This is a genomic window from Streptomyces sp. NPDC042364, assembly GCF_056437585.1.
In genome coordinates, this window is the sequence record NZ_JBWKAJ010000001.1 from 707404 (window position 1) to 731755 (window position 24352).

Consider the following 24352-nt stretch of genomic DNA (forward strand, 5'->3'; position numbering starts at 1 on the left):
GCCAGCCCTGCCGTGGCCGACAGCCGCTCCTCGCTCATGCCGGCCGCCGTCCGGTCGGCGCCCATGCCGTGCGTGCTTCGCGCCGGGCGTTGTGGTCGGTACGCGCGCTTCGCTCCCGCCTGTGCGGGCCGCGTCGTGGCGGCATCCCCGCAGTGCGCACGGCGGGCCGACTGCCGTGGCCCACACCCGCGCCCCGCCCTCAACCCGCGCGGACCGCCGTGGTCGGCGCCCATGCCGTGCGTGCTTCGCGCCGGGCGTTGTGGTCGGCATCCGCGTCGTGCGTGCTCCCAGCCAAGCCGGCCGGGCGGAGCCGATACGTGTGACTGCGCCCGGCCTCGCCCGGTGAGCGCTCGACGGGGCGAGGCTCAGAAGCCGTGCCGCATCCCGCCGTCGACCGGCAGCATGAGGCCCGTCAGATAGGACGCGGCCGGGGACAGCAGGAACGCCGCCGTCCGCCCGAACTCCTCCGGCCTCCCGTACCGCCGCAGCGGGATACGCGACTCGTGCGCGGCGCGCGTGGCCTCGGGATCGGCCGACAGCCCGTCCAGTTCGCGTACCCGGTCGGTGTCGATACGGGCCGGCAGCAGCCCCACGACCCGGATCCCGCGCGGCCCCAGCTCGTCGGAGAGCGACTTGGCGAATCCGGCCAGACCCGGCCGCAGACCGTTGGAGATCGTCAGACCGGGGATCGGCTCGTGCACCGACCCGGACAGCACGAACCCGATGACACCCCCCTCGCCGAGCTCCGCCGCGGCGGCCCGCGCCAGCCGGACCGCGCCCAGGAACACCGACTCGAACGCGGCGCTCCACTGCTCGTCCGTGTTGTCCGCGACGAACCCGGGAGCGGGCCCGCCCACGCTGACGAGGATGCCGTCGAACCTCCCGAAGTGCTCGCGGGCGGCGGCGATGAGACGGCCGGCGGTCTCCGGGTCGGCGTTGTCGGCGGCCACCCCCACCGCGTTCGGCCCGAGCGCGGCGGCCGCCTCGGCCGCGCTCTTCTCCTCGCGTCCGGTGACGACCACCTTCGCGCCGTCGGCGACGAGTTCCCGCGCCGCCGCGTTGCCCAGCCCGCGGGTCGCCCCGGTGACGATGTAGACACGGTCCTTCAGCCCAAGATCCATGGCCCTATCCTGCCTCGTCGCCGTCGAACAGGGCGAGGGCGGTGCCCACCAGGCCGACGTGGCTGAACGCCTGCGGGAAGTTCCCGAGCTGCCGGCCCGCGACGGGGTCGTACTCCTCGGCGAGCAGCCCCACGTCGTTGGTGAGCCCCAGCAGCCGCTCGAACAGCTCGCGGGCCTCCTTCGTACGGCCGGTCAGATGCAGGGCGTCGGCGAGCCAGAACGAACACACGAGGAACGTGCCCTCGCTGCCCGGCAGTCCGTCGACGGATGCCGTCGAGGAGAGATGGTCGGCGCTGTAGCGGCGCACGAACCCGTCGTGGCTCAGCTCCTCGCGGATCGCGTCGACCGTGCCGACGACCCGGGGGTCGTCCGGCGGCAGGAAGCCCATCCGGGGGATGAGCAGGAGCGAGGCGTCGAGTTCGCGGGAGCCGTAGGACTGGGTGAAGGCGTTGCGCTCGGCGTCGTAGCCGCGTGCGCAGACCTCGCGGTGGATCTCGTCGCGCAGCGCCCGCCAGCCGTCGAGGTCACCGGACAGCTCCGGCTCGTCCTCCAGGGTGCGCACGGCCCGGTCGGCCGCGGCCCAGGACATCACCTTGGAGTGCGTGAAGTGCCGGCGCGGCCCGCGTACCTCCCACAGCCCCTCGTCGGGCTCCCGCCACACCGAGCGCAGGTACTCCATCAGGGTGGACTGCATCCGCCACATCTGCGGTTTCGGGGGCAGGCCCGCACTCCGGGACAGGGACAGGGAGTCCATGACCTCGCCGTACACGTCGAGTTGCCGCTGCCGTACGGCGTCGTTGCCGATGCGGACGGGGCGGGAGTTCTCGTAGCCGGGCAGCCAGGGCAGTTCGTACTCGGGCAGGCGCCGCTCACCGGCCAGGCCGTACATGATCTGCAGGTCCGCCGGGTCGCCCGCGACCGCGCGCAGCAGCCAGTCACGCCAGGCCTCGGCCTCCTCCTGGTAGCCGCAGGCGAGCAGGGCGCCGAGGGTCAGGGTGGAGTCGCGCAGCCAGCAGTGGCGGTAGTCCCAGTTGCGCACGCCACCGATCTCCTCGGGGAGCGACGTGGTGGCGGCCGCGGCGATGCCACCGGTCGGTTCGTAGGTGAGGGCCTTGAGGGTGATCAGGGAGCGGACCACCTCGTCCCGGTACGGGCCGTCGTACCGGCAGCGGGCCGCCCAGGCCCGCCAGTCGTGCAGGCTCGTCCGCAGGGACTCGTACGGGTCGACCAGGCGGGGGCGCGGCTCGTGCGAGGGATGCCAGGTGAGGACGAACGCGACCTTCTCCCCCGGCTCCACCGTGAACTCGGCGTAGGTGGCGCGGTCCTCGCTCCAGGTGCGCACCTCGGGTTCGCTGCGCAGCCAGACCGCGTCCGGGCCCGCGACCGCCACCCGGTGGCCGTCCGACCTGCGCATCCAGGGGACGGCCGAGCCGTAGTCGAAGCGGAGGCGGATCGTGGAGCGGACGGTCACCCGGCCCGCCAGGCCCTCGACGACGCGTACGACGTCGGGGGCGCGGTCGCGCTGTGGCATCAGGTCGGTCACGCGGACCGCGCCGTCGTCCGTCTCCCACTCGGTGTCCAGGACCAGCGTGTCCCGCCGGTACGCGCGCCGCGCGCAGCTCTCGGCGCCCGTGGGGGCGATCCGCCAGTGGCCGTTCTCCTCGGTGCCCAGCAGCGCGGCGAAGCAGGCCGCCGAGTCGAAGCGGGGCAGGCACAGCCAGTCGATCGAGCCCAGGTTGCTCACCAGGGCGGCCGTCTGGTGGTCACCGATCAGCGCGTAGTCCTCTATACGGGGGTGCACGGAACCCGGGTTCCCTCAGCCGGGGATGATCAGTCCCCCCGACGGGACGCGCGTGACCCGGCACCCGGTGCCGTCGCCGGACGAGGGGTTCGCGCACCGGCGTTCGCGGCGGGGCCGCCCCCGCGTCAGCCCGGTCCCGTGCCCGCAGTCGTGCCCCCCACTCCGGAGAAGATCACCCCTGGACTGGACGGTGTCTGGTTGAGGACCCAGAGGCCGATCAGGGTGGCCAGCGCGAAGACCACCATGATCAGTACCGCGAGGACGAGCCGGCGGCGGCGTTCCCGCCGGAGCCAGTCGCCACGGGCGGTGCGGTAGGCGTCGGGGGCCGCGTGGACGCCGCCCGCGAGCGCGGCGAGCGCCTCGGCCAGTTCCCGCTCGGTGCGGTCCCGGCCGGTGTCGTTGCCGGTGGTGTCGTTCATCGCCGGGCCTCCATCGCCTGGGTCAGGGCGGCGAGGCCGCGTGCGGTGTGGGTCTTGACCGAGCCGCAGGAGATCCCCATCGCGGCCGCTATCTCGCTCTCCTTCAGCCCGAGCCAGTGGCGCAGCACGAGCGCCTCCCGCTGCCGGGCGGGCAACTGCTGGAGCGCGCCGATCAGCACCCGCTGGTCGTCGTGGAGCAGGGCCGTGCTCTCGGCGGAGGCGACCGCCTCGTCCGGCGGGGTCTCCGTGTGCCTGCGGACGACCTGGAGGTGCCGTATCCGCATCCGGGTGAGGTTGCAGACCGTGGAGCGCAGATACGCCTCCGCCGCCTCGGTGTCCTTCAGGCGCCGCCACTTGCGGTAGATCTGGTAGTACGCCTCCGCCACCACGTTCTCGGGGTCGTCGGCGCCCAGCAGCACCGCGAGCCGCAGCATCGACGAGTAGTGCAGCTCGAACAGCCGGGCGACACCGGCCTCGCGCTCCAGGTCGGCCGGGTCGTTCGCGGCCGGGGCCAGTGGTTCGTCCGGGTGCGCCGGCCGCGGCACCCGCTGTTCGACGACCGCCGGGGGCCGCACACCGCCGCCGGGCGGCTCGGGGGCGGGGGCCGTCGGCGGTGGCACCGGCACGCGGAGGTGCTGTCTGCGTCTCACGGGTTGCTCGCTCCCGTCTCGGGACGCCGCCTGACGGTCAGGCGGGACGGTAGGTCGGTCGCGTCGGCGCCGCGCGGGACGCCGAGCCGTTCGAGGACCGCGGTGGCGACCACCGCGACGGTCAGATTCACCAGCAGGGCGAGCAGACCGGCGTAGACCTCCAGCGAGCCCCCGCCCAGCAGCACGATGGAGGAGAAGCCCTCCCGCACCACCAGGAACGTCCCGGTCACCATGCCCACGCCCCACCCGGCGAGCAGCGCCCGAGGATGCAGCCGCCCGGTGAACAGGCCGACCGCCACGGCCGGGAAGATCTGCAGGATCCACACCCCGCCCAGCAGCTGGAGGTTGATGGCGTCCTGGTCGCGCAGCCCGAACACGAACGCCACCGCCCCCACCTTCGCGGTCAGCGACACCGCCTTGGCGATCCGCACCTGCCGTTTCGGCGTGGCGGTGGGCTGGAAGTACTCGACGTACACATTGCGGACGAAGCCGGTGGCGGCCGCGATCGACATCACCGCCGCCGGGACCAGCGCGCCGACGGTGATCGCGCCGAACACCAGCCCGGCCAGCGGACCCGGCATCAGCCGGTCCACCAGCATCGGGACGGCCGCCTCGGCGCCGCCCTCCGGTGCCCGCACCCCGGTCGCGAGCGCCGCGATCCCGAGGAAGCCGAAGAGGGCGAGCAGTCCGGTCCAGGCCGGCAGGGCCACCGTGACCTTGCGGACGGTGCGCGGGCCGTCCGCGGCGAACCCGGCGGTCAGCACGTGCGGGTACATCAGCAGGGCGAGTGCCGAGCCGAGCGCCAGTGTGGCGTAGGCGGGCTGCTGTTCGGGGGAGAGGAGCAGGGCCGGTCCGCCCAGTCGCTCCGCCGCCCCCTCGAAGACCGGGCCCGGACCGCCGAACCGCCTGAGGACCAGCCAGCACACGGCGGTCAGCGACACGAAGACGGCCACCGCCTTCAGCGCCGAGATCACGGCGGGCGCCCGCAGCCCGTGCCGGTACGTCGCCACGGCGAGCCCCGCGAACAGCGCGACCATCACCAGATCACCGGCCGCGCCCTTCGGGTAGACGCCCCCGGCCGTCAGCACCGCCCGGATGCCGAGCAGTTGCAGCGCCAGGTACGGCATCGTCGCGAGGATCCCGGTCAGCGCCACCACCAGCGCGAGCGGCGGCGAACCGTACCGGCCGCGCACGAAGTCCCCGGCCGTCACGTACCCGTGGCGCCGGGCCACCTCCCACAGCCGGGTCAGCAGCACGAAGGCCAGCGGGCAGACGATCACCGTGTACGGCACCGCGAAGAACGCGGGCGCCCCGTTGCCGTACGCGAGGCCGGGCACGGCGGTGAAGGTGTAGGCGGTGAAGATGGTGCCGCCCAGCAGCAGCCAGGTCCACACCGGGCCGAGGGACCGGTCGGCCAGCGCCCAGCCCTCCAGGGACGGCAGCCGGTCGGCGGGGCGCAGCCTGCGCGCGGTGACGGCGAGCAGCGACGCTCCGCCGATCACGGCGAGGAACGTCGCGGTCATGGCAGCGTCCGCCATGGTTCACCGTCCTTGGTGTGCCTGGCCCCGCACCGTCCCGGGGTGCCGCGCCGCCTTCGGCGCGCCGGGGGCCTTCACGCGGTAGTTGCGTAAGCCGCCGCTTCGGTTGACCGGAGCCCGGAGGAAATCTCGCGGAATCTCGTGGAAATTCGCTGTCAACCGATCCGAGCGGGTGAGCAACTCTTGCACAGACCCACAGGAAGCGGGAGAGGAGCGCAGGTCATGCCACGGACCGGTCAGCACCGGCTACGGCGCGTCGCGATCGCCGTACTGCTCCTCGCGCCCGCCGCGGGCCTGCTGTGGGTCCCCTGGTACGCCGGTGCCGAGCCGCGACTGGCCGGGACGCCGTTCTTCTACTGGTACCAGCTCGCCTGGGTGCCGGGATGCGGCCTCTGCCTGCTCGCCGCGTTCGCGCTGACGGAACGGCAGCGTGACCGGTACCGGGACAGGCGCCGAGACCGGCCTCGCTGAGCCGCACCCTCCGTCGGTCCCTCCGTCTTCCTTTCGCCCGTCTTCCTTTCGCCCTTCTTCCCGCACACCCGTAGAGGTCAGGAGCCGCCATGCCCACATCAGCCGTGCCCGAATCCGGCCGTAGAGCCCCCGAAGAGTCCCGGATGTCACCGAAGTCCCTCGCGATCTGGATCGCCGTCGCCCTCGTCGGCGCCATCGGCTGGGCCGTGCTCGCCCTTTCCCGGGGCGAGGAGATCTCCGCCGTCTGGCTGGTCGTGGCGGCCCTCGGTTCGTACGCGATCGCCTACCGCTTCTACTCCCGGTTCATCGCCCGCCGGGTCCTCCAGGTCGACGACACCCGCGCCACCCCCGCCGAACGGCTGGAGGACGGTGTCGACTACCACCCCACCGACAAGCGGGTGCTCTTCGGCCACCACTTCGCCGCGATCGCCGGCGCCGGCCCGCTGGTCGGCCCCGTCCTGGCCGCGCAGATGGGCTATCTGCCGGGCACGATCTGGATCATCGCGGGCGTCATCTTCGCCGGCGCCGTCCAGGACATGATCGTCCTGTTCCTCTCCATGCGCCGGGACGGCAAGAGCCTCGGCCAGATGGCCCGGGACGAGATCGGCAGGGTGGGCGGCGCCGCCGCGCTGATCGGCGTCTTCGCCATCATGATCATCCTGCTCGCGGTCCTCGCGATGGTCGTCGTCAACGCCCTCGCCGAGTCCGCGTGGGGCACCTTCTCGGTCTCCATGACCATCCCCATCGCCCTCTTCATGGGCTTCTACCTGCGCTATCTGCGGCCCGGCCGGGTCGTCGAGACCAGCTTCATCGGTGTCGCGCTGCTGCTGCTCGCCATCCTCGGCGGCGGCTGGATCCAGGACTCCTCCCTCGCCGAGTACTTCGTCTGGAGCCCCGAGACCCTGGTCTTCTGCCTGGTCGGCTACGGCTTCGTCGCCTCCGTGCTCCCCGTGTGGATGCTGCTCGCCCCGCGCGACTACCTCTCCACCTTCATGAAGGTCGGCACCATCGCCCTGATGGCTGTCGGAGTGGTGATCGCCGCCCCGAACCTGAAGGCCGAGTCGGTGACGGAGTTCGCCTCGACCGGCGCCGGCCCGGTGTTCGCCGGCTCCCTCTTCCCGTTCCTCTTCATCACCATCGCCTGCGGCGCCCTGTCCGGTTTCCACGCCCTGGTCTCCTCCGGCACGACCCCGAAGCTGATCCAGAAGGAGTCCCAGGTCCGGCTCATCGGCTACGGCTCCATGCTCACGGAGTCCTTCGTCGCCGTGATGGCCCTGATCGCCGCGTGCGTCCTGGAGCCCGGCCTGTTCTACGCCATGAACTCCCCGGCCGCACTGCTCGGCCCGACCGTCGACACCGCCGCCGAGGCGGTGAAGAACCTCGGCTTCACCATCACCCCCGAGCAGCTCACCGCCGCGGCCAAGGCCGTCGAGGAGGAGACCCTGGTCGGCCGCTCCGGCGGCGCGCCCACCCTCGCCGTCGGCATGTCGGAGATCTTCGCCGGGGTCTTCGGCGGCGCCGGGATGAAGGCATTCTGGTACCACTTCGCGATCATGTTCGAGGCGCTGTTCATCCTCACCACGGTGGACGCCGGCACCCGCGTCGGCCGCTTCATGCTCCAGGACATGCTCGGCAACGTCTGGAAGCCGATCGGCCGGGTCACCTGGAAGCCGGGCATCTGGATCACCAGTGCGCTGGTCGTCGGCGCCTGGGGCTACTTCCTCTACGCCGGTGTCACCGACCCCCTCGGCGGGATCAAGCAGCTGTTCCCCCTCTTCGGCATCGCCAACCAGCTGCTCGCCGCGGTGGCCCTCGCCGTCACCACCACCGTGCTCATCAAGTCCGGCAAGCTCCGCTGGGCCTGGGTCACCGGCATCCCGCTGGCCTGGGACGTGGCCGTCACCTTCACCGCGGGCTGGCAGAAGATCTTCTCGGACAACCCGGCCATCGGCTTCTTCGCCCTGCGCGACAAGTACGCGGCGGCCATCGACAAGGGTGAGCTCCTGCCGGGCGCCACGAACATGGACGACATGCACACCATCGTCCTCAACAACACGGTCGACGGCGTGATCATGGCGATCTTCCTCCTCCTCGTCCTCACCGTCCTGGTCAACTGCGCCGTGGTCTGCGTCCGCGCCGTACGCTCCCCGTCCCCCCTCCCGACGACCGAGGCTCCCTACGTCGAGTCCCGCATCGACCTGCCCGAGCGGTCCGGCGAGGAGCTGGTTGGGGCCCGCCGATGACCGCCCCGGACGTGCGCCGCTGGGCACGGGCCGTGCGCTGGTACCTCCGTGAGCTGACGGGGGAGGCGGAGTACGACCGCTACTGCGAGCGGTACCGCCGCCGGCACGCCGGGGTGCCGGTACCGACACGGAGGGAGTACGACGTCCTGCGGACCCGGCGCCGTGAAGAGCACCCGGAGGGCCGCTGCTGCTGACGCGTACCCGAGTGTGCGGGCGGGCGGGGGAGGGGACACCCCCGCCCGCCCCCACCACCGGGGCGCGACCGGCCCCCGCCCACCCGCACCCGCCGAACCACCGAGCCCCCGGGCTCGCCTCCACCCCTGACGGACCCCGCTCGCCCCCCGACCGGAGCCGGCCCCACGATGCTGAGACGCCGCCCCGCCCTGCTGATCCGTCCCGAACTGGACGACGACCCCCTGCACACCACCCTCACCGAACTGCGGCCCGCCCAGCAGTTGCACGGCCTCGGCGCCGGCCGCACCCGGCCCGTCTGGGAACCGGTGGCCGAGCTGCTGCGCACCACGGGCCGGGACTGGGACCGCCGGGCGCACCGGATCGACGTACTGGCCCGGCGCCTGCCCGCCGCCGTCTCGCAACGCTGGATCGCCGACCGCCCGGCGGACGGCGACGCCCTCGTCCTGCGGGCCTTCGTCGAGACGGACCGGGCAGCGGCCGCCGACCACGCGGCCGTCCGCCATGCCGAACACCTCTGCCTCCGCGCCGCCGAGGCGTGCCCCGAGGACCCCGTCCCCTGGCTGGCCCTGCTGTCGCTGATGCACTCCTGCGCCGTCCCGGTCAGGGACGCGGTGCCGGTGTGGACGGAGGCGGTCAACCGGGCGCCCTGGCTGCGCACGTCCTACCACCGGCTGCTGCGCTACCTCTCCCCGCGCGGCCACGGCACCGTCCCGGACATGATGGACTTCGCCTGGCAGGCCGCCGTCCGCGCCCCGCACGGCTCACCGCTCGCCCTGCTCCCCGTCGCCGCCCGGGTGGAACTCATGGCCCACCGCCGGAGGGGGACACCCCTGGAGTCGCTGGGGGCGGGCGGCAACTGGAACGAGCCGCGGGCGGTCCACGAGATCGACCTGGCGCTGAGGAACTGGTTCGACGCCGGTACCCGGCCCCACGCCGAGGCCGTCACCGACCTCAACGTCCTGGCCTTCGCCCTGACCCGCGCCCACCGCCCCGACGAGGCCGCCACCGTCTTCCGCAGGCTGGGCCGCCACATGACCCCGCACCCCTGGGACCTGCTGCCGCAGCCGGAACGCACGTTCACGTACTGGCGGGACAGGGCGGCGCGGCGGTGACGCCACGGGGCATGCGGCCCTCGACCGGCTAGGCGGGCGAGGGCGTCGTCTCCTTCTCCTCGTCCTGCGTCTGCCCGGCGGTGGCCGCAGCCTCGCGGTCGCGGCGCTCGCGGCGGGCGAGGATGACGTAGCCGACGGGGACGGCCGCGGCGAAGAGCCACCACTGGAGGGCGTACGCGTAGTTCAGCGCGGCGTTCTCGTCGCCTGGGCTGCCGAGGAGTTCCGGGGTGTCGCCCTTCGGCTCGGGCGCCGTCTGGGCCACGTAGCCGCCGAGCACCCGGGCGTCGAGGCGCTTCGCCTCCTGCCCGCTGTTGATCAGCATGATCTGCCGGTCCGGCAGGCCCTTGAGATCCTTGATCCCGCTGGCCTCGGTCGTCTCGTCGGGCATCAGCCGCCCGGTGACGGTGACCTCACCGCCGGGAGGTGCGGGGATCTCGGGGAACGCGGTCTGGCTGGGCCCGTCCGCGGGGATCCAGCCGCGGTTGACGAGCAGGACCTTGCCGTCGTCGAGGACGAACGGGGTCAGGACGTGGAAGCCGATCTCGTCGTCGGCGTTGGTGCGGCGGCGGACGACGACCTCGTCGTCGGTGTCGAAACGGCCCTGCGCGGTCACGGTCCGGTAGCGCTCGGCGCTGGTGACCGTGTGTCCCGGGGACGTCAGCCGCTCCACCGGCACCGGCTTCGCGGCCAGCGCGTCCGCGACGAGCCGGTTCCGCGCGGAGCGCTCCTCGTACCGATGCATCTGCCAGAAGCCCAGCCTGACCATCGTCGGGATCAGGACGAGCGCGAGCAGCGTGAGGATCACCCACTGCCGGGACAACAGGAAGCGGTACACCCACTGACCGTACCTCGGACGGTTCGGCCCCCGGCGGGAGGGTCCCGCCGGGGCCGGCATCGGCCTTCACCGCCACGACGGGTCGTCCCCGCGGCCGCGTGAGGGCTCAGACCTTGTCGACGATCCCCACCTTCCCCTCGGCCCGCGCGCAATGGGCGCCGCAGTACCAGTGGCCCTCGACCTCGACGCCCTGGCCGATGATCTGCACCCGGCAGTGCTCGCAGATCGGGGCCATACGGTGGATCGCGCAGGCGAAACAGTCGAAGACGTGCACCGCGCCCTGCGCGTGCACCTCGAACGTCATGCCGTAGTCGTTTCCGCAGACTTCGCAACGTGCCATGCGCCACAGGGTGCGGCGCCGACGGCGGCACGGGCGAGCGGGCGGCGGGCGAGTCGCCCGCCAATCACCCGTACGCCCGTCTCACTCCTCGGTGGCGGGCTCCACGTCCCGCAGCAGCTGGCCGAAGGCCGCCTCGTCGATCACGGGCGTCCCGTACTGCCGGGCCTTCACCGTCTTCGACGTACCCGAGTCGGGGTCGTTGGTGACGAGCAGACTGGTCACCCGGGACAGACTCGTCGCCACATGCAGCCCCGCCTCCACCGCACGGTCCTCCAGCAGCTCCCGGTCGACGGAGGTGTCCCCCGAGAACGCGACCCGCATGCCCTGCTTGAGGGGTTTGCCCTCTTCGTACCGCCCGGGGTTGGGGTACGGGCACGGGGGGCGCTTGCGTGAGGGCCGCCAACTGCCCGACCCGTAGCCGCCGGACGCCTGCCGCCCGATCGTCGGCGAGGCGGACCACTCGGTCAGCGGCCGGCATTCGAGCAGCGGCAGCCGCACACCCCGGCTCGCGGCGGCGTGCAGACTGGGCCGGAACGCCTCCGCCAGCACCCGCGCGTCGTCCAGCGCGTGGTGGGCGCGCTGCTGAACGACGCCGAAGTGGGCCGCGAGCGACTCCAGCTTGTGGTTGGGCAGCGGCAGCCCCAGCTCCTTCGACAGCGCGATGGTGCACAGCCGCTGCCGCACCGGCGCCTCGGTCTCCGCGCGCGCGTACTCCCGGGCGAGCATCGACCAGTCGAACACCGCGTTGTGCGCGACGAGTACGCGGTCCGCGAGCCGTGAGGACAGCTCCTCCGCGATCTCCCGGAACAGCGGCGCCCCTTCGAGCACGTCACTCGTCAGCCCGTGGATCCACACCGGCCCCGGGTCCCGCTCGGGGTTCACCAGCGTGTACCAGTGGTCCTCGACCTCGCCCCGTGCGTCCAGTCTGTACACGGCCGCGGAGATTATCCGGTCGTCCCGGGCCAGCCCGGTCGTCTCCACGTCAACCACCGCATACCCCTGCGGATATGCGACCGGCCAGGGAGCTTGCGGAGCCGCGGTCGAAAGGTCATCGAGCATGGTCCCTGAGGATACGGGCCACGACTGACAGCTCGTTACCCGACGGAGGGAAGGCCCGGGGAAGCGGCCGATGCGTTGTCCGCTCGGCGACCGCCGCCGCCGCGGAGCCCGTGGGGAGGTGACGGGGCGACAGCCCCGCCCGCCCGCCGGATTGGCGGAGGACGCCAAGAAGCAAGCGCGTACCACCGGAAATACTTGTCAGTAACAACGTCTAGCCCCAGCTCACCAGCGGTTCTACGGTGCCCTCATGCCGAACCTGCCCGATGTCGTGCTGTGGTCGATACCCGCGTTTGTGCTGCTCACCGTGGTCGAGGTGATCAGTTACCGGCTTCATCCGGACGAGGATGCCGCCGGGTACGAGGCGAAGGACGCCGCGACGAGCGTCGGTATGGGGCTCGGGAGCCTCGTGTTCGACCTCCTGTGGAAGATCCCGATCGTCGCCGTCTATACGGCGGTCTACGAGCTGACCCCGCTGCGTGTGCCCGTGCTGTGGTGGACGGTGCCGTTGATGCTGCTCGCGCAGGACTTCTTCTACTACTGGTCGCACCGGGGCCACCACGTCGTCCGGATTCTGTGGGCCTGTCACGTCGTGCACCACTCCAGCCGGAAGTTCAACCTGACCACAGCACTGCGGCAGCCCTGGACCACCTGGACCGTGTGGCCGTTCTACGTCCCGCTCATCGCCCTCGGCGTGCACCCGGCCGCGCTCGCGTTCTGCTCGTCGGCCAACCTCGTGTACCAGTTCTGGATCCACACGGAGCGGATCGGCAAGCTGCACCCGGCCTTCGAGTTCGTGTTCAACACGCCGTCCCACCACCGGGTCCACCACGCCTCCCAGGGCGGCTACCTCGACCGCAACTTCGGCGGCATCCTCATCGTGTGGGACCGGCTGTTCGGGTCCTTCGTCGCGGAGACCGAGCGGCCCGTCTACGGGCTGACCAAGAACATCGACACCTACAACCCCCTGCGGGTCGCCACCCACGAGTACGTCGCCATCGCCAAGGACCTGAGGGCGGCGAGGAGTTGGAGTGAGCGGGCCGGGCGGGTCCTCCGCGGCCCCGGCTGGGGTCCGGCGGCGCGGCGCACGGCCGTCGAGGAGCAGCCCGCGGTCACGGAGACCGCGGCGTGAGACGGGACAGCGGACGGATCGTCCTGGTCTCCTTCGGGATCGCCGCCGCCGTCGACCTCGGCTCCCTCGCCGCCGGGTTCGGCGCCGGGCACTTCGTCGCCAAGCCGCTGCTGATGCCGCTGCTCGCCGCGTACGTCCACCTGTGCGGCGGACCCCGCCTGCTGATCGCCGCCCTTCTCTTCGGGTGGGGCGGCGACGTCCTCCTCCTCTCCGACGCCGAACCCGCCTTCCTCGCCGGGATGGGCTCCTTCGCGGCGGGCCACGTCTGCTACCTCGTGCTCTTCGGGAAGCGGACGCGGCCGGCGAGCGCCTCACCCGTCGCCGGGGGCGGGGGTTCACCCGGGCCCGTGCGGCGGGCGCCCCGCGCGCGTGCCCTCTGGTTGCCCGCCGGGTACGTGCTCGCGCTCGTCGTCGCCGTGGCGAGCCTGTGGCCCGGTCTGCCCGCGGAGTTGCGTCTGCCCGTCGCCGGGTACAGCGCCCTGCTGACCGCGATGGCGTTCTCCGCCTCCCGGCTGGGGGCCGTCGCCGGAGTCGGCGGCGCGCTCTTCGTACTGTCGGACATGCTCATCGCGACCGGGGTCGCCGAGTGGCCCCAGCCGCCGCGCCCGGACCTGTGGATCATGCTCACGTACCTCGCCGCCCAGTACCTGCTGGCCCGGGGAGTCCTCCGGCTTCCTGGGGCCGTGCTTCCCGCGACCACCGGCGGATCGGTACCGGCACGGCCGTGACGACGCCGGCCCCCGTGCCGGACTCACCAGCGGATCGGTACCGGCAGTGCCGTGAGCAGGGCCGACACCGCCACGACCACGCCCAGGACCACCAGCTCCGCGCGTGCGGGGGCACAGGCGTCCAGCGGGTCGGCCGCACGGCGCAGCCGTAGCCGGGCGCGCAGGGCGAGGGCGGCGACGGCGGCCATGAGGAGCACCTTGGCGAGCAGGGCCCGCCCGTACGCCGTCTCCGTCATCTGGTCGAGGACTGTCCCCGGTGGCATCCGGCGGAGCGTGCTCCACGACCCGGTGGCGGTCACGGCGGCCAGCAGAACGGCGGCCAGGCGCGCGTACAGACCCAGCAACGCGGCGCCCGCTCCCGCTCTCGCGCGCCACGCGCGCGAACCCAGGGTCCGCAGGACGTACAGCAGTCCGCCCGCCCACAGAGCCGCGCACATCAGGTGAACACAGGTCAGGACCGTCCCGACGAGCGGGCTGTGCTCGGTGGTGGGGTGCGCCCGCAGCGCCTCCGCGACGACGAGCGCCGTCAGCGGCACCGTCTGGGTGAGCGGGCGGCGGGACCGGGCGCACAGGGCCGCCGCCGCGAACGCGTTGACCTCCAGCAGGGCGAGCCGGCCGTCCCTCGTCTCGTAGAGACCGCCGACGTCCATGTCGCCGGGGGAGTCCGGCACGAGGTTGCCGGTCGCCACCACCGAGGCCAGCCCCAGCGCGGCCGCACAACCGGCGGCAGCCGCCACCGGCGCCCAACTGCGGGGTGTCTCCTGCGGCGCGCCGGGCACCCGCCGGGCCAGCCGGACGACGAACAGCTCGCCGGCCGGTACGCACAGCGCGGCCAGCAGTACCGTCCTGAGCAGGGCGATCCCCCCTGCCCCGGGAGCCGCGGCCTCACCCGTGCCGTCCAGCGCGGCCCGCGGCCCCAGCAGCGGGATCAGCGCACCCAGGGCCACCAGCAGGAGCAGCCCCACCGCCCGGCCGGCGCCCGCCGGTAGCCGCCCCACGGGGCGCTGCCCCTCATTCGCCTCCGCCATCCGTCTCGTCAGGCTCCCCCGAGAAGTCCGCCAGTCGCACCGGAAATGCGCAAGTGCCGGTAAACAATCGACAGTTCGACATTCCACTCCTTCGTACGACTCGGCGCGGCCCACGTCTCAGGGCGGCCTACGCGCCAAGAAGCGCCGGGGAGGCGCACGCCGCAGACGCACGCCTCCCTCTCGCGCCCCGATGCCTCCGCCCTCGATACCACCGCCCTTGACGCCACCGCCGTCCGCCTCCCGGAGCCTCACCCCCACCCCGCCTCGTCCACCGCCCAGGGCCCCGGCGGCCGAGCCCAGTCGCCCGGACCACCTTCGAAGGACACCGGCGGCAGCGCGTACCTCAGCCGTCCGACGCGGCTGTCCCGCTCGGCGAGCCAGTCCTCGGCTCCGCCGAACGCCTCCTCACTCCGGGCACCGCCATCGCCGCCATCGCCGAAGCCACCACCATCGCCGCCGGCGCGGTGCGCCTCCTGGCCCCGCACAGTTCCCTTGAGGAGCCACGCCGCCGTCCGCGCCAACGACAGCCGTACCACCCTTCCGCAACCGTCCGCCGACCGCTCGGTCAGCGACCGCAGCACGGCCGCCGCCAGCAGGTACCCCGTTCCATGGTCGAGGGCCTGAGCGGGCAGGGCGCCCGGCCGCTCCGGCGCACCCTCGACCGCGGCGATCCCGGTCGCCACCTGGACGAGGCTGTCGAAGCCGCGCCGTCCGGCCCACGGCCCATGGGCGCCCCACGCCGACAGCTGCGCCACGACCAGGCCGGGCCGCCGGGCGAGCAGCGCCTCAGGGGACAGTCCGAACCGGTCCAGCGCGCCCGGCCGGTACCCGGTGACGACGACGTCCGCCGCGGCCAGCAGCTCCTCGAAGACGCGCCGGTCGGCGGCCCGGGTCAGGTCCAGTGCCGTCGACCGCTTCCCGAAGCCGGTGTCGATGTGCTGGTCGGGGAGTTCGGGCATTCCCGGCGGGTCGACGCGCAGCACGTCCGCGCCCAGCAGGGCGAGCGTCCGGGTCGCGACCGGGCCCGCGATGACACGGGTCAGGTCGAGGACACGGACTCCGGCGGCGGGCAGCAGGGGACCCGCCCCCGCCCCCGACGCCGGCAGTGCGCGCGCGTGCGCGGTCTCCGCCCGGTCGTGCTCGACCAGCGGCCGGGCGGCCACCGCCACGGCCTGCTCGTGGGCCGCCCACTCCCGCGCCGTCCGCAGGGCGACCGCGAGACCCCCGGCCCCGTACACCGTCTCCTCGACCTCCAGCGACGACCGTTCGGCGAGCGCCGCCCCGACGGTCGCCACGTCGTCCTCGGGCAGCCTCAGCGCCGACAGCAACCGCTCCCGGTGATGCGGGTAGTTGGCGTGCGTCCGCACCCAGCCGTCCGCCGTGCGCCAGAAGCGCGACAGCGGAGCGAAGGCGACCGGTGCCCGCCCGTCGATCAGCAGGTGCCGCTCGCTGACGAAGGCCGTGGCCACCGCCCCGTCGTCCACCCGTACGCGCGGCACCTCCGCGAGCCCGGCCCGCCGCGCGCCCAGCTCGGCGGCGGCCAGCGCGCACACGCCCACGCAGGCCCGTGCCAGCTCCCGCACCGGGAGCCGAGCCGGCAGCGCGCCGTCCCGTTCGACCGTCGACACCCGCCCGAGCAGCCCGGGGTCGCCGCCCAGCGCCGCCCACGCCGACCCCGGGCCCACCTCCACGCCCGTACCCGAGCCCCCGCTCATACCCCTACCCCAGCCCGTGCCCATGTCCGTCATGAGCCCACTGTGCGGTGTGGACGGGATCAACACGGGCACCGGGGCAGCGGAAGGGCCGGGCGGTACCCGACCGCCCGGCCCCGACACTCCCTGGGGGAGAGCCGCTACCTGGTCACCGCGTCCAGCGCGTCCGCCATGCCGAAGCCGTAGAAGCCGTTGTGGTTCTTCGGCCCCTCGCACACCGCGTCGGCCTTGCCGTCACCGTCGAGGTCGTACGGGTCCGTGCACGGCGTCGCGTCGGCCTGCGCGTACAGCAGGGCCTTCACGATCGGTGCCGGCGCGTACGGGTGCGTCGACTTGATGAGGGCGGCGACACCCGCGACGTGCGGGGACGCCATCGACGTGCCGGCCATGTACCCCCACTTGCCGCCGGGCAGCGGGCCCAGGATGAGGCCGCTGGTGGCGGGCGGGGCAGGGGTCTGCAGGCGGGTCGAGTCGCCGCCGGGCGCGGCGATGTCGATGACGCCCAGACCGTGGTTGGAGAACGACGACTTGACGCCCTTCGCGCCGGTCGCGGCGACCGTGACGACACCGGGCAGCTGGGTCGGGACGTCCAGGCACTTCGACGGGTCGATCACCCGGTCCGCCGGCGTCGAGTCGTTCGGTGACGTCGGGTCGGTGATCTCGTCGGCCGCGAGGTCGTAGTTCTCGTTGCCGGCCGCCGCGACGTTGACCGTGCCCTTCCCCTCCGCGTACCGCGACGCCCGGGTGATGGCCTCGACGAGCGCCTTCTGGTCCGGGTCGTCCTTGCAGTTGAAGTACCAGGGGTCGGTGTAATAGCTGTTGTTGGTGACGTCCACGCCGTGCTCGGCGGCCCACATGAAGCCGCAGACCACGGCCTCGGTGTAGAAGAAGCCGGCCGTGGTGGACACCTTGATGCCGGACACCTTCACGCCCGGCGCCACCCCCGTGACCCCGACGCCGTTCTTGGCGGCGGCGATCTCACCGGCCACATGCGTGCCGTGGGGGCTCTCCGTGGGCCCCGGCCGCCAGGCGCCGTCGGCCGTGTCGGGCTTGCCCGTGACACAGTTGACCGACGCCTTCCGGTCGAAGTTCGGCGCGATGTCCGGGTGGGTGTCGTCGACGCCGGTGTCGATCACGGCGACCGTGACGTCCGGGCTGCCCAGGGACACCTCGTGGGCCTTGTCCGCCTTGATGGCCGGCAGGTCCCACTGCAACGGCTCCAGCGGGTCCTGACCGTCGGCGGCCTCGGCGGCCGCGGCCTCCTCGGCGGTCAGCACCCGGGGGGTGCCGACATCGGTGGTGGACTGGGCGGGCAGCGGCGCGGTGCGCGTGGCACCGGCCGACTCCACCCCGCGGACCTTGCGGATCGTGGCGGCGAAGTCGGCGTTCGCGGAGTGGACGACGATGACGCCGATCTTGTCGTACGACGTCACGACGGTGCCGCCCGCCTCGGTGATGGCCTTCTTCACCTGGGCGGACGGGCCGTGGCCGGGGCGGACGTTGACCACATAACTGAGCTGCGTCGCGTCGGCCGCGGCCCGGGCGGTCACCTCTGCCGCCGAGGCCGTGACGTTCGGGACGGCGACGAGCGCCGTCGCCAGGGCCATCCCCGCGGGGATGGCCGCCATACGACGGGAGCGCATACGAGGCGCTGTCATGCTGTCTCCAGTTCGTTCGCGTGTTGAGCGGTACGAGCTGTGCGGGAACCGGTCCCGCCGGGGTGTCGGTCCGCCCCGGCGACCGGTTACTTGACGGCCTTCAGGGCGTTGACGATGCCGAACCCGTAGAAGCCGTTGACACGGGAGCCACCCTCGCAAACGGCATCCGGGGTGCCGTCGCCGTTCTGGTCGTACGTCTCCGGGCACGCCTGCTTGTCCGCCTGGGCCTTCAGCAGCCACTGCAACTGCTTCGGCGACGCCCACGGGTGCGTCGACTTCAGCAGCGCGGCCACCGCGGAGGCGTGCGGCGCCGCCATCGAAGTGCCCTGCAGGAAGCCGTACTTGCCTTCCGGCATCGTGGACAGGATGCGGCCGTCCTTCGACGGGGTGTCCGGCAGCTGGTAACGGCGGTCGCCACCCGGCGCGGCGATGTCGACGACGCCGTTGCCGTACGTGGAGTAGTACGACTTCTCGTTCTTCACACCGGTCGCGCTCACCGTGACGACACCCGGCAGCTGGGTCGGCACGTCGAAGCACTCGCTCGGGTCGATGGTGCGCTCGACCGGAGTGGTGTCGTTGGGGCTGGAGGCGTCCGCGATCGCGTCGGAGGCGAGGTCGTGGTTGGAGTTGCCCGCCGAGGCCAGGTGCAGCGTGCCCTTCCTCGTGGCGTACTTCTGCGCCCGGTTGACGGCGTCGACGATGGCCTTCTGGTCCGGGTCGTCCACGCAGTTGTAGAGCCACGGGTCGACGTAGTAGCTGTTGTTCGTGATCTCCACGCCGCGGTCTGCGGCGAACACGAACGCGCAGACGACGCTCTCCGCGTAGAACAGCCCGCTCTTCCTGTCGGTCACATTGATGGCGGAGACCTTGACCCCGGGTGCCACACCGGCGACGCCCACGCCGTTGCGGGCGGCGGCGATCTCACCGGCGACGTGCGTGCCGTGGTAGTCGTCCGCGGTGTACGGCCGCCAGGCGCCCTCGCTGGTGTCCGCGACACCGCCGTCGCAGTTCGCCGACTGGGACTTGGAGAAGTTCGGGGCGAGGTCGGGGTGGGTGTCGTCGACGCCGGTGTCGATGACGGCGACCGTGACCTTCCTGCTGCCGTCGTTGATCTTCGCGGCCTTGTCGGCGCCGATCGAGCGCAGGTCCCACTGGTCCGCCTCGAGGGGCTCGGCGTCGGGGATGTCCGCCGAGGCGGCCTTCACCTTCGCGGCCTCCGCGTCCGTCAGGTAGTCGACGGCGCCCTCGTCCGTCGTACCGGCGGGGGTCAGCGGCGAGGTGCGGGTGGCACCGGCGGACTGCACTCCGCGCACCGCGCGGATCGTCGCGCCGAACTCCGGGTTGGTCGAGTGGACCACGATCACGCCGATCCGGTCGTACGTGACGACGACCTTGCCGCCCGCCGCGGCGATCGCCTTCTGCACGGCGGCGATGGTGCGCTTGTCGGTCCCGGTGTTCACGACGTACGAGAGGTTCGGGCCCTCCGCGGTCGCGGTGGCGGGTGCGGCGAGCGGCGCCGCCGAGGCGACACCCGGCAGGAAGCCGAGCGAGGCGGTCAGCGAAAGGGCGACCGGTACCGCGAGCGCGAACCGCCGGCTGGAGCGCAGATGAGCCATGGGATCTCCACATCGTCCTCAAAGAAACCGGCCCAGGGCACACGAGTGCCTGGGCAGGTACATGACTTGGTGGTGCGCCCCGAAGCTATCCCCCGCCGTCCCTGGCCAGCAATGACTTCACGGCTCGGGCGGCGAAGTAGAGGGGTATCCCTTATCGGCGAGCCTGTGTCGATCCGTCGCCGAATCGATTTTCGAAAGGGCGACACAGGGTTGAACCGGTCCTCGCGTGCCGCCGTGACGTTGAGCAGGGAGCCCGAGCACGGTCGGGCGCCCATCACCGCTAGGAACAGAGCCGACCAGATGTCCGTAACCGACCCGTCCCCCGATCCGACGGCGAAATCGTCCCCATCCACCGTCGCGAACGCGACGGACAAGCGAGGAGACTCCGTGGCAACCGACGCACCGCCCCCCGCGAAGGCAGAGCACCATCTCCCCTCGGCCGAGGAGTTCACCGCAGTCCAGGAGAGCGCGGAGTTCGGTGAACTGCGCCGCTCCTACCGGTCGTTCGCCTTCCCGCTGACCGTCGCCTTCATCGCCTGGTACCTGCTGTACGTCCTGCTCTCCAACTACGCCGGCGACTTCATGGGGACCAAGCTCCTCGGCAACATCAACATCGCCTTCGTTCTGGGCGTCGCCCAGTTCGTCACCACGTTCCTCATCGCCTGGTGGTACTCGCGGCACGCCGCCGCGAAGCTCGACCCCAAGGCCGAGGCGATCAAGTCCCGGATGGAGGGCGGCGCATGAGCCCCGTTCAGCAGACAGTCCTCGCGGCCAACGAGGCCAGCGAGCACCGGCCGCTCATCATCACCCTGTTCGGGCTGTTCGTCCTCGCGACGCTCGCCATCACCGTCTGGGCCGGCCGCCAGACCAAGGACGCCGCCGACTTCTACGCGGGCGGCCGCCAGTTCAGCGCCTTCCAGAACGGCCTCGCCGTCTCCGGCGACTACATGTCCGCCGCGTCGTTCCTCGGCATCGCGGGCGCCATCGCCCTCTTCGGCTACGACGGCTTCCTCTACTCCATCGGCTTCCTGGTCGCCTGGCTGGTCGCCCTGCTCCTGGTCGCCGAGCCGCTCAGGAACTCCGGCCGCTACACCATGGGCGACGTGCTCGCGTACCGCATGCGCCAGCGCCCGGTCCGCACCGCCGCGGGTACGTCCACGATCGTCGTGTCGATCTTCTACCTGCTGGCCCAGATGGCGGGCGCGGGCGTACTCGTCTCCCTGCTCCTCGGCATCACCTCGGACGCGGGCAAGATCCTGATCGTCGCCCTCGTCGGCATCCTGATGATCGTCTACGTCTCCATCGGCGGTATGAAGGGCACCACCTGGGTCCAGATGGTGAAGGCCGTGCTGCTGATCGGCGGCACGCTCCTCATTACGTTCCTGGTGCTGCTGAAGTTCAACTTCAACATCTCCGATCTGCTCGGCACCGCCGCCGAGAACAGCGGCAAGGGCGCCGCCTTCCTGGAGCCCGGCCTCCAGTACGGCGCGACCGGCACCTCCAAGCTGGACTTCATCTCCCTCGGCATCGCCCTCGTCCTCGGCACCGCCGGCCTGCCGCACATCCTGATCCGCTTCTACACGGTGCCCAACGCCAAGGCCGCCCGTAAGTCCGTCAACTGGGCCATCGGCATCATCGGCGGCTTCTACCTGATGACCATCGCCCTCGGCTTCGGCGCCGCCGCGCTGATCTCCCAGGACGAGATCATCGCCTCCAACCCCTCGGGCAACACGGCGGCCCCGCTGCTCGCCCTGCACCTGGGCGGCGTCGACTCGGCCTGGGGCGCCATCCTGCTCGCCACGATCTCGGCGGTGGCCTTCGCGACCATCCTCGCCGTGGTCGCCGGCCTCACCCTCGCCTCGTCGTCCTCCTTCGCGCACGACATCTACGCCAACGTCATCCGCAAGGGGAAGGCATCCGGCGCCGAGGAGGTCCGCGCGGCCCGCTGGGCGACCGTCTTCATCGGCATCGTCTCCATCGGCCTCGGCGCCCTCGCCCGCGACCTGAACGTGGCCGGCCTGGTCGCCCTCGCCTTCGCGGTCGCGGCCTCCGCCAACCTGCCGACCATCCTCTACAGCCTCTTCTGGAAGCGGTTCACCACCCAGGGCGCGCTGTGGTCGATCTACGGCGGTCTGATCGTCGCCGTCGGCCTGGTGCTGTTCTCGCCCGTCGTCTCCGGCGACCCGAAGGCGATGTTCCCGGACGTCGACTTCCACTGGTTCCCGCTGAAGAACCCGGGCATCATCTCCATCCCGTTCGGCTTCCTCATGGGCTTCCTCGGCACCGTGCTCTCCAAGGAGAAGCCCGACGAGGCCAAGTACGCCGAGCTGGAGGTCCGGTCCCTCACGGGCACCGGCGCGCACTGACCCGGCTCACCGCGTCCGGGGCCGTCGTGGATCTCCACGACGGCCCCGCGCCGTGCCCGGACCGCTGCGCGCGGTGCCCGGCTCGTAGGGTTCTACGGCGATTCCTCGCCACCTCTTGTGGGGTCGGGCCGGTGATGTCGGGGGAACCGTCACGTAGGCTCGCAGTGTCCGGAGAATCAGTGATCCGCCTACGACAGCCGAATCCGTGATCGGTACGACCGGGGAGGGGGCCCACGTGCTCATCGACACCTACGGCCGAGTGGCCACCGACCTGAGGGTCTCGCTGACCGACCGGTGCAATCTGCGCTGCACCTACTGCATGCCCGAGGAGGGCCTGCAGTGGCTGGCCAAGCCCGACCTGCTCACGGACGACGAGATCGTCCGCCTCATCGGCATAGCCGTCGCCACCCTCGGCATCACCGAGGTCCGCTTCACCGGCGGCGAGCCGCTGCTGCGCCCCGGCCTGGTCGGCATCGTGGAGCGCGTGGCGGCGCTGGAGCCCCGCCCCCAGATGTCCCTCACGACGAACGGCATCGGCCTCAGGCGCACGGCGACGGCCCTGAAGGCGGCGGGCATGGACCGGGTGAACGTCTCCCTGGACACCCTGCGCCCCGACGTCTTCAAGACGCTCACCCGCCGGGACCGCCACAAGGACGTCCTGGAGGGCCTCGAAGCCGCCCGCGAGGCGGGCCTGACCCCCGTCAAGGTCAACTCGGTCCTGATGCCGGGCCTGAACGACGACGAGGCCCCGGACCTCCTCGCCTGGGCCGTCGAGCACGACTACGAGCTGCGCTTCATCGAGCAGATGCCGCTGGACGCCCAGCACGGCTGGAAGCGCGACGGCATGGTCACCGCCGGCGACATCCTCACCTCCCTGCGCACCCGCTTCGACCTCACCGCCGAGGGCCGGGACGAGCGGGGCTCGGCCCCCGCCGAGCGCTGGCTCGTCGACGGCGGCCCCCACCGGGTGGGCGTCATCGCCTCCGTCACCCGCCCCTTCTGCTCCGCCTGCGACCGCACCCGCCTCACCGCCGACGGCCAGGTCCGCACCTGCCTGTTCGCCCGCGAGGAGACCGACCTGCGCGCCGCCCTGCGCTCGGGCGCCCCCGACGAGGAGATCGCCCGCATCTGGCGCCTGGCCATGTGGGGCAAGAAGGCGGGCGCGGGCCTGGACGACCCGTCGTTCGTCCAGCCCGACCGGCCGATGTCCGCGATCGGAGGGTGAGCGTTCCGCGTTCGGACACGGCCTACGAGGCGCGGTCCTCCCACTCCTCCAGCCTGACGACATCCTTCAGGAACCCCCGCACACCCAGGAACTGGGACAGATGCTCCCGGTGCTCCTCACAGGCCAGCCAGGTCTTGCGCCGCTCCGGCGTATGCAGCTTGGGGTTGTTCCAGGCGAGTACCCAGACCGCGTCGGCACGGCAGCCCTTGGCGGAACAGACGGGGGAGACGGGATCGGCACCGGGCACGTTGAGGATGTTCACCCGTCGACCCTAAGGGTTGTCCCGTAATCCCCGGCGGACGCGCGACGCCGGCTACGGCACCTCGCCGCGTTGTCGGAACATCCGCATACATCCAGTATGCGGACGCCCCTCCGCCTTGCGATGCACCGCATCCGACGCCGCGCGCTGATCCACCGGGAATTACGGGACAACCCTTAGCCGCAGAAAAGGCGACGCCGAGCAGCCACGGGGGGAGCTGCCCGGCGTCGGTCTGTCGCTCCGACGGGGGATGCGGAGCGCGTACGAAGTATGTCACGGGTAACCCTCTGCCCGGCACAGGAACTACATGATTGATCTGAGCTTTTCTTGAGGTTGGTGGCCGGGGGGATTCCGCTTCGCGCGGGTCCCCCGTGCTCAGGCCCGCTCGCGCGGCTCGCTCCGGTGACTCTCCTGGGAGTCCGCCGGGGCGTCTTCCGAGAAGGATTCCGCGAACCCGTCGGCCGGGGGCGGCGTGATCATCGGCCGCACGGGCGGGGCGATGAACGTGGACGGCAGCGAAGGGGCGTTCTCCCGGCCCGCGTTGGCGATCACCACGGCGATGTACGGCAGGACCATTCCGAGCACCAGTGCGACGACCGCGACGTGCCGTTCGACGTTCCACAGGACCGCGGCGGCGATCACCGAGAGCGTACGGACCGACATCGAGATGACATAGCGCCGCTGCCTGCCGCGGACGTCCTCGGCGAGCCCCTGCCGGGCGCCGGTGATCCGGAAGACCTCGCCATTGCTCTGCTTCCGCATCGCGTTCCACCACCCGCCTGTCTCGGACGCTCCCCGGCCCGTTCCCCTGCCGGTCCCGCTCGGTGAACGGCAGGCCGGTCCCTCC

23 protein-coding genes are annotated in these 24352 nt (G+C 72.1%); 9 read left to right on the forward strand and 14 right to left on the reverse strand.

Annotation, left to right across the window (positions count from 1 at the left end):
• Window positions 1–365: 365 nt before the first annotated feature.
• From AC067N_RS03065 to AC067N_RS03085, 5 genes are all read right to left on the reverse strand, one after another.
• Window positions 366–1121, reverse strand: a complete 756-nt coding sequence (locus tag AC067N_RS03065) for an SDR family oxidoreductase (RefSeq protein ID WP_478677110.1) — start codon at window positions 1119–1121, stop codon at window positions 366–368.
• 4 nt (window positions 1122–1125) lie between these two features.
• The gene (locus tag AC067N_RS03070) at window positions 1126–2922 is read right to left on the reverse strand and encodes a glycoside hydrolase family 15 protein (RefSeq protein ID WP_478677111.1); all 1797 of its coding nucleotides are present in this window, start codon (window positions 2920–2922) and stop codon (window positions 1126–1128) included.
• Window positions 2923–3047: 125 nt separating this feature from the next.
• Window positions 3048–3341, reverse strand: a complete 294-nt coding sequence (locus AC067N_RS03075) for a hypothetical protein (protein WP_468096368.1) — start codon at window positions 3339–3341, stop codon at window positions 3048–3050.
• Window positions 3338–3991 (reverse strand): sigma-70 family RNA polymerase sigma factor, encoded by a 654-nt coding sequence (locus AC067N_RS03080; protein ID WP_478677112.1) that lies wholly within the window; start codon window positions 3989–3991, stop codon window positions 3338–3340. Before AC067N_RS03080 ends, AC067N_RS03075 begins: the two co-directional genes overlap by 4 nt.
• A complete protein-coding gene (locus tag AC067N_RS03085; RefSeq protein ID WP_478677113.1) occupies window positions 3988–5529 on the reverse strand; it encodes a sodium:solute symporter family protein in 1542 nt (513 codons plus the stop codon). The genes AC067N_RS03080 and AC067N_RS03085 overlap by 4 nt, the downstream gene beginning before the upstream one ends.
• A 222-nt stretch (window positions 5530–5751) precedes the next feature.
• On the opposite strand from AC067N_RS03085, the gene AC067N_RS03090 reads away from it, so the two are divergent.
• The 4 genes from AC067N_RS03090 to AC067N_RS03105 all read left to right on the forward strand — a co-directional run bounded on the left by AC067N_RS03090 (window position 5752) and on the right by AC067N_RS03105 (window position 9550).
• Window positions 5752–6000, forward strand: coding sequence for a DUF3311 domain-containing protein (locus AC067N_RS03090; RefSeq protein WP_478677114.1), 249 nt, complete (start codon window positions 5752–5754; stop codon window positions 5998–6000).
• An 89-nt stretch (window positions 6001–6089) separates the two neighbouring features.
• Entirely contained in the window at window positions 6090–8243 is a 2154-nt protein-coding gene (locus tag AC067N_RS03095; RefSeq protein ID WP_478677115.1) for a carbon starvation CstA family protein, read from the forward strand.
• The gene (locus tag AC067N_RS03100) at window positions 8240–8437 is read left to right on the forward strand and encodes a YbdD/YjiX family protein (RefSeq protein ID WP_478677116.1); all 198 of its coding nucleotides are present in this window, start codon (window positions 8240–8242) and stop codon (window positions 8435–8437) included. The genes AC067N_RS03095 and AC067N_RS03100 overlap by 4 nt, the downstream gene beginning before the upstream one ends.
• A gap of 168 nt (window positions 8438–8605) precedes the next feature.
• Window positions 8606–9550, forward strand: a complete 945-nt coding sequence (locus AC067N_RS03105) for a hypothetical protein (protein WP_478677117.1) — start codon at window positions 8606–8608, stop codon at window positions 9548–9550.
• A gap of 28 nt (window positions 9551–9578) precedes the next feature.
• On the opposite strand, the gene AC067N_RS03110 is transcribed toward AC067N_RS03105, so the two are convergent.
• The 3 genes from AC067N_RS03110 to AC067N_RS03120 form a co-directional block, all read right to left on the reverse strand.
• Window positions 9579–10385, reverse strand: coding sequence for an SURF1 family cytochrome oxidase biogenesis protein (locus AC067N_RS03110; protein ID WP_478677118.1), 807 nt, complete (start codon window positions 10383–10385; stop codon window positions 9579–9581).
• Window positions 10386–10491: 106 nt separating this feature from the next.
• Window positions 10492–10725 carry a hypothetical protein gene (locus AC067N_RS03115; protein ID WP_478677119.1) on the reverse strand — a complete coding sequence of 78 codons (234 nt, stop codon included), beginning with the start codon at window positions 10723–10725 and terminating at the stop codon, window positions 10492–10494.
• 81 nt (window positions 10726–10806) lie between these two features.
• Entirely contained in the window at window positions 10807–11784 is a 978-nt protein-coding gene (locus tag AC067N_RS03120; protein ID WP_478677120.1) for a DEDDh family exonuclease, read from the reverse strand.
• Window positions 11785–12031: 247 nt separating this feature from the next.
• Between AC067N_RS03120 and AC067N_RS03125 the strand changes: the two genes are divergently transcribed.
• Both AC067N_RS03125 and AC067N_RS03130 read left to right on the forward strand, forming a co-directional pair.
• A complete protein-coding gene (locus AC067N_RS03125) occupies window positions 12032–12913 on the forward strand; it encodes a sterol desaturase family protein (protein WP_478677121.1) in 882 nt (293 codons plus the stop codon).
• Complete coding sequence (locus AC067N_RS03130; protein WP_478677122.1) at window positions 12910–13641, forward strand: lysoplasmalogenase; 732 nt, start codon at window positions 12910–12912, stop codon at window positions 13639–13641. Before AC067N_RS03125 ends, AC067N_RS03130 begins: the two co-directional genes overlap by 4 nt.
• A 23-nt stretch (window positions 13642–13664) precedes the next feature.
• On the opposite strand, the gene AC067N_RS03135 is transcribed toward AC067N_RS03130, so the two are convergent.
• The 4 genes from AC067N_RS03135 to AC067N_RS03150 all read right to left on the reverse strand — a co-directional run bounded on the left by AC067N_RS03135 (window position 13665) and on the right by AC067N_RS03150 (window position 19655).
• The gene (locus AC067N_RS03135; protein ID WP_478677123.1) at window positions 13665–14669 is read right to left on the reverse strand and encodes a CopD family protein; all 1005 of its coding nucleotides are present in this window, start codon (window positions 14667–14669) and stop codon (window positions 13665–13667) included.
• Between the two features lie 248 nt (window positions 14670–14917).
• Window positions 14918–16384: a CoA transferase gene (locus AC067N_RS03140; protein WP_478677189.1), complete on the reverse strand. Its 1467-nt coding sequence runs from the start codon at window positions 16382–16384 to the stop codon at window positions 14918–14920.
• A gap of 137 nt (window positions 16385–16521) precedes the next feature.
• Window positions 16522–18039 carry a S8 family peptidase gene (locus AC067N_RS03145; protein WP_478677124.1) on the reverse strand — a complete coding sequence of 506 codons (1518 nt, stop codon included), beginning with the start codon at window positions 18037–18039 and terminating at the stop codon, window positions 16522–16524.
• 86 nt (window positions 18040–18125) lie between these two features.
• Window positions 18126–19655, reverse strand: a complete 1530-nt coding sequence (locus AC067N_RS03150; protein ID WP_478677125.1) for a S8 family serine peptidase — start codon at window positions 19653–19655, stop codon at window positions 18126–18128.
• Between the two features lie 387 nt (window positions 19656–20042).
• Here AC067N_RS03150 and AC067N_RS03155 point away from each other — a divergent pair, with 387 nt between their 5' ends.
• The 3 genes from AC067N_RS03155 (at window position 20043) to moaA (ending at window position 23246) form a co-directional block, all read left to right on the forward strand.
• Window positions 20043–20399, forward strand: a complete 357-nt coding sequence (locus AC067N_RS03155) for a DUF485 domain-containing protein (protein ID WP_478677126.1) — start codon at window positions 20043–20045, stop codon at window positions 20397–20399.
• A complete protein-coding gene (locus AC067N_RS03160) occupies window positions 20396–22021 on the forward strand; it encodes a solute symporter family protein (protein WP_478677127.1) in 1626 nt (541 codons plus the stop codon). The genes AC067N_RS03155 and AC067N_RS03160 overlap by 4 nt, the downstream gene beginning before the upstream one ends.
• Window positions 22022–22256: 235 nt before the next feature.
• A complete protein-coding gene (moaA, locus tag AC067N_RS03165) occupies window positions 22257–23246 on the forward strand; it encodes a GTP 3',8-cyclase MoaA (protein ID WP_478677190.1) in 990 nt (329 codons plus the stop codon).
• A 22-nt stretch (window positions 23247–23268) separates the two neighbouring features.
• On the opposite strand, the gene AC067N_RS03170 is transcribed toward moaA, so the two are convergent.
• Entirely contained in the window at window positions 23269–23508 is a 240-nt protein-coding gene (locus tag AC067N_RS03170) for a hypothetical protein (protein WP_478677128.1), read from the reverse strand.
• Window positions 23509–23880: 372 nt separating this feature from the next.
• Window positions 23881–24267, reverse strand: a complete 387-nt coding sequence (locus tag AC067N_RS03175) for a DUF3099 domain-containing protein (RefSeq protein ID WP_478677129.1) — start codon at window positions 24265–24267, stop codon at window positions 23881–23883.
• Window positions 24268–24352: the final 85 nt, after the last annotated feature.

Excerpts from the sequence above, each read along its gene's own strand:
- AC067N_RS03065 (WP_478677110.1), bottom strand. The coding sequence starts at position 1,121 with ATGGATCTTGGGCTGAAGGACCGTGTCTACATCGTCACCGGGGCGACC.
- AC067N_RS03075 (WP_468096368.1), bottom strand. The coding sequence starts at position 3,341 with ATGAACGACACCACCGGCAACGACACCGGCCGGGACCGCACCGAGCGG.
- AC067N_RS03085 (WP_478677113.1), bottom strand. The coding sequence starts at position 5,529 with ATGGCGGACGCTGCCATGACCGCGACGTTCCTCGCCGTGATCGGCGGA.
- AC067N_RS03090 (WP_478677114.1), top strand. The coding sequence starts at position 5,752 with ATGCCACGGACCGGTCAGCACCGGCTACGGCGCGTCGCGATCGCCGTA.
- AC067N_RS03095 (WP_478677115.1), top strand. The coding sequence starts at position 6,090 with ATGCCCACATCAGCCGTGCCCGAATCCGGCCGTAGAGCCCCCGAAGAG.
- AC067N_RS03100 (WP_478677116.1), top strand. The coding sequence starts at position 8,240 with ATGACCGCCCCGGACGTGCGCCGCTGGGCACGGGCCGTGCGCTGGTAC.
- AC067N_RS03105 (WP_478677117.1), top strand. The coding sequence starts at position 8,606 with ATGCTGAGACGCCGCCCCGCCCTGCTGATCCGTCCCGAACTGGACGAC.
- AC067N_RS03115 (WP_478677119.1), bottom strand. The coding sequence starts at position 10,725 with ATGGCACGTTGCGAAGTCTGCGGAAACGACTACGGCATGACGTTCGAG.
- AC067N_RS03120 (WP_478677120.1), bottom strand. The coding sequence starts at position 11,784 with ATGCTCGATGACCTTTCGACCGCGGCTCCGCAAGCTCCCTGGCCGGTC.
- AC067N_RS03125 (WP_478677121.1), top strand. The coding sequence starts at position 12,032 with ATGCCGAACCTGCCCGATGTCGTGCTGTGGTCGATACCCGCGTTTGTG.
- AC067N_RS03135 (WP_478677123.1), bottom strand. The coding sequence starts at position 14,669 with ATGGCGGAGGCGAATGAGGGGCAGCGCCCCGTGGGGCGGCTACCGGCG.
- AC067N_RS03140 (WP_478677189.1), bottom strand. The coding sequence starts at position 16,384 with ATGAGCGGGGGCTCGGGTACGGGCGTGGAGGTGGGCCCGGGGTCGGCG.
- AC067N_RS03145 (WP_478677124.1), bottom strand. The coding sequence starts at position 18,039 with ATGACAGCGCCTCGTATGCGCTCCCGTCGTATGGCGGCCATCCCCGCG.
- AC067N_RS03150 (WP_478677125.1), bottom strand. The coding sequence starts at position 19,655 with ATGGCTCATCTGCGCTCCAGCCGGCGGTTCGCGCTCGCGGTACCGGTC.
- AC067N_RS03160 (WP_478677127.1), top strand. The coding sequence starts at position 20,396 with ATGAGCCCCGTTCAGCAGACAGTCCTCGCGGCCAACGAGGCCAGCGAG.
- AC067N_RS03175 (WP_478677129.1), bottom strand. The coding sequence starts at position 24,267 with ATGCGGAAGCAGAGCAATGGCGAGGTCTTCCGGATCACCGGCGCCCGG.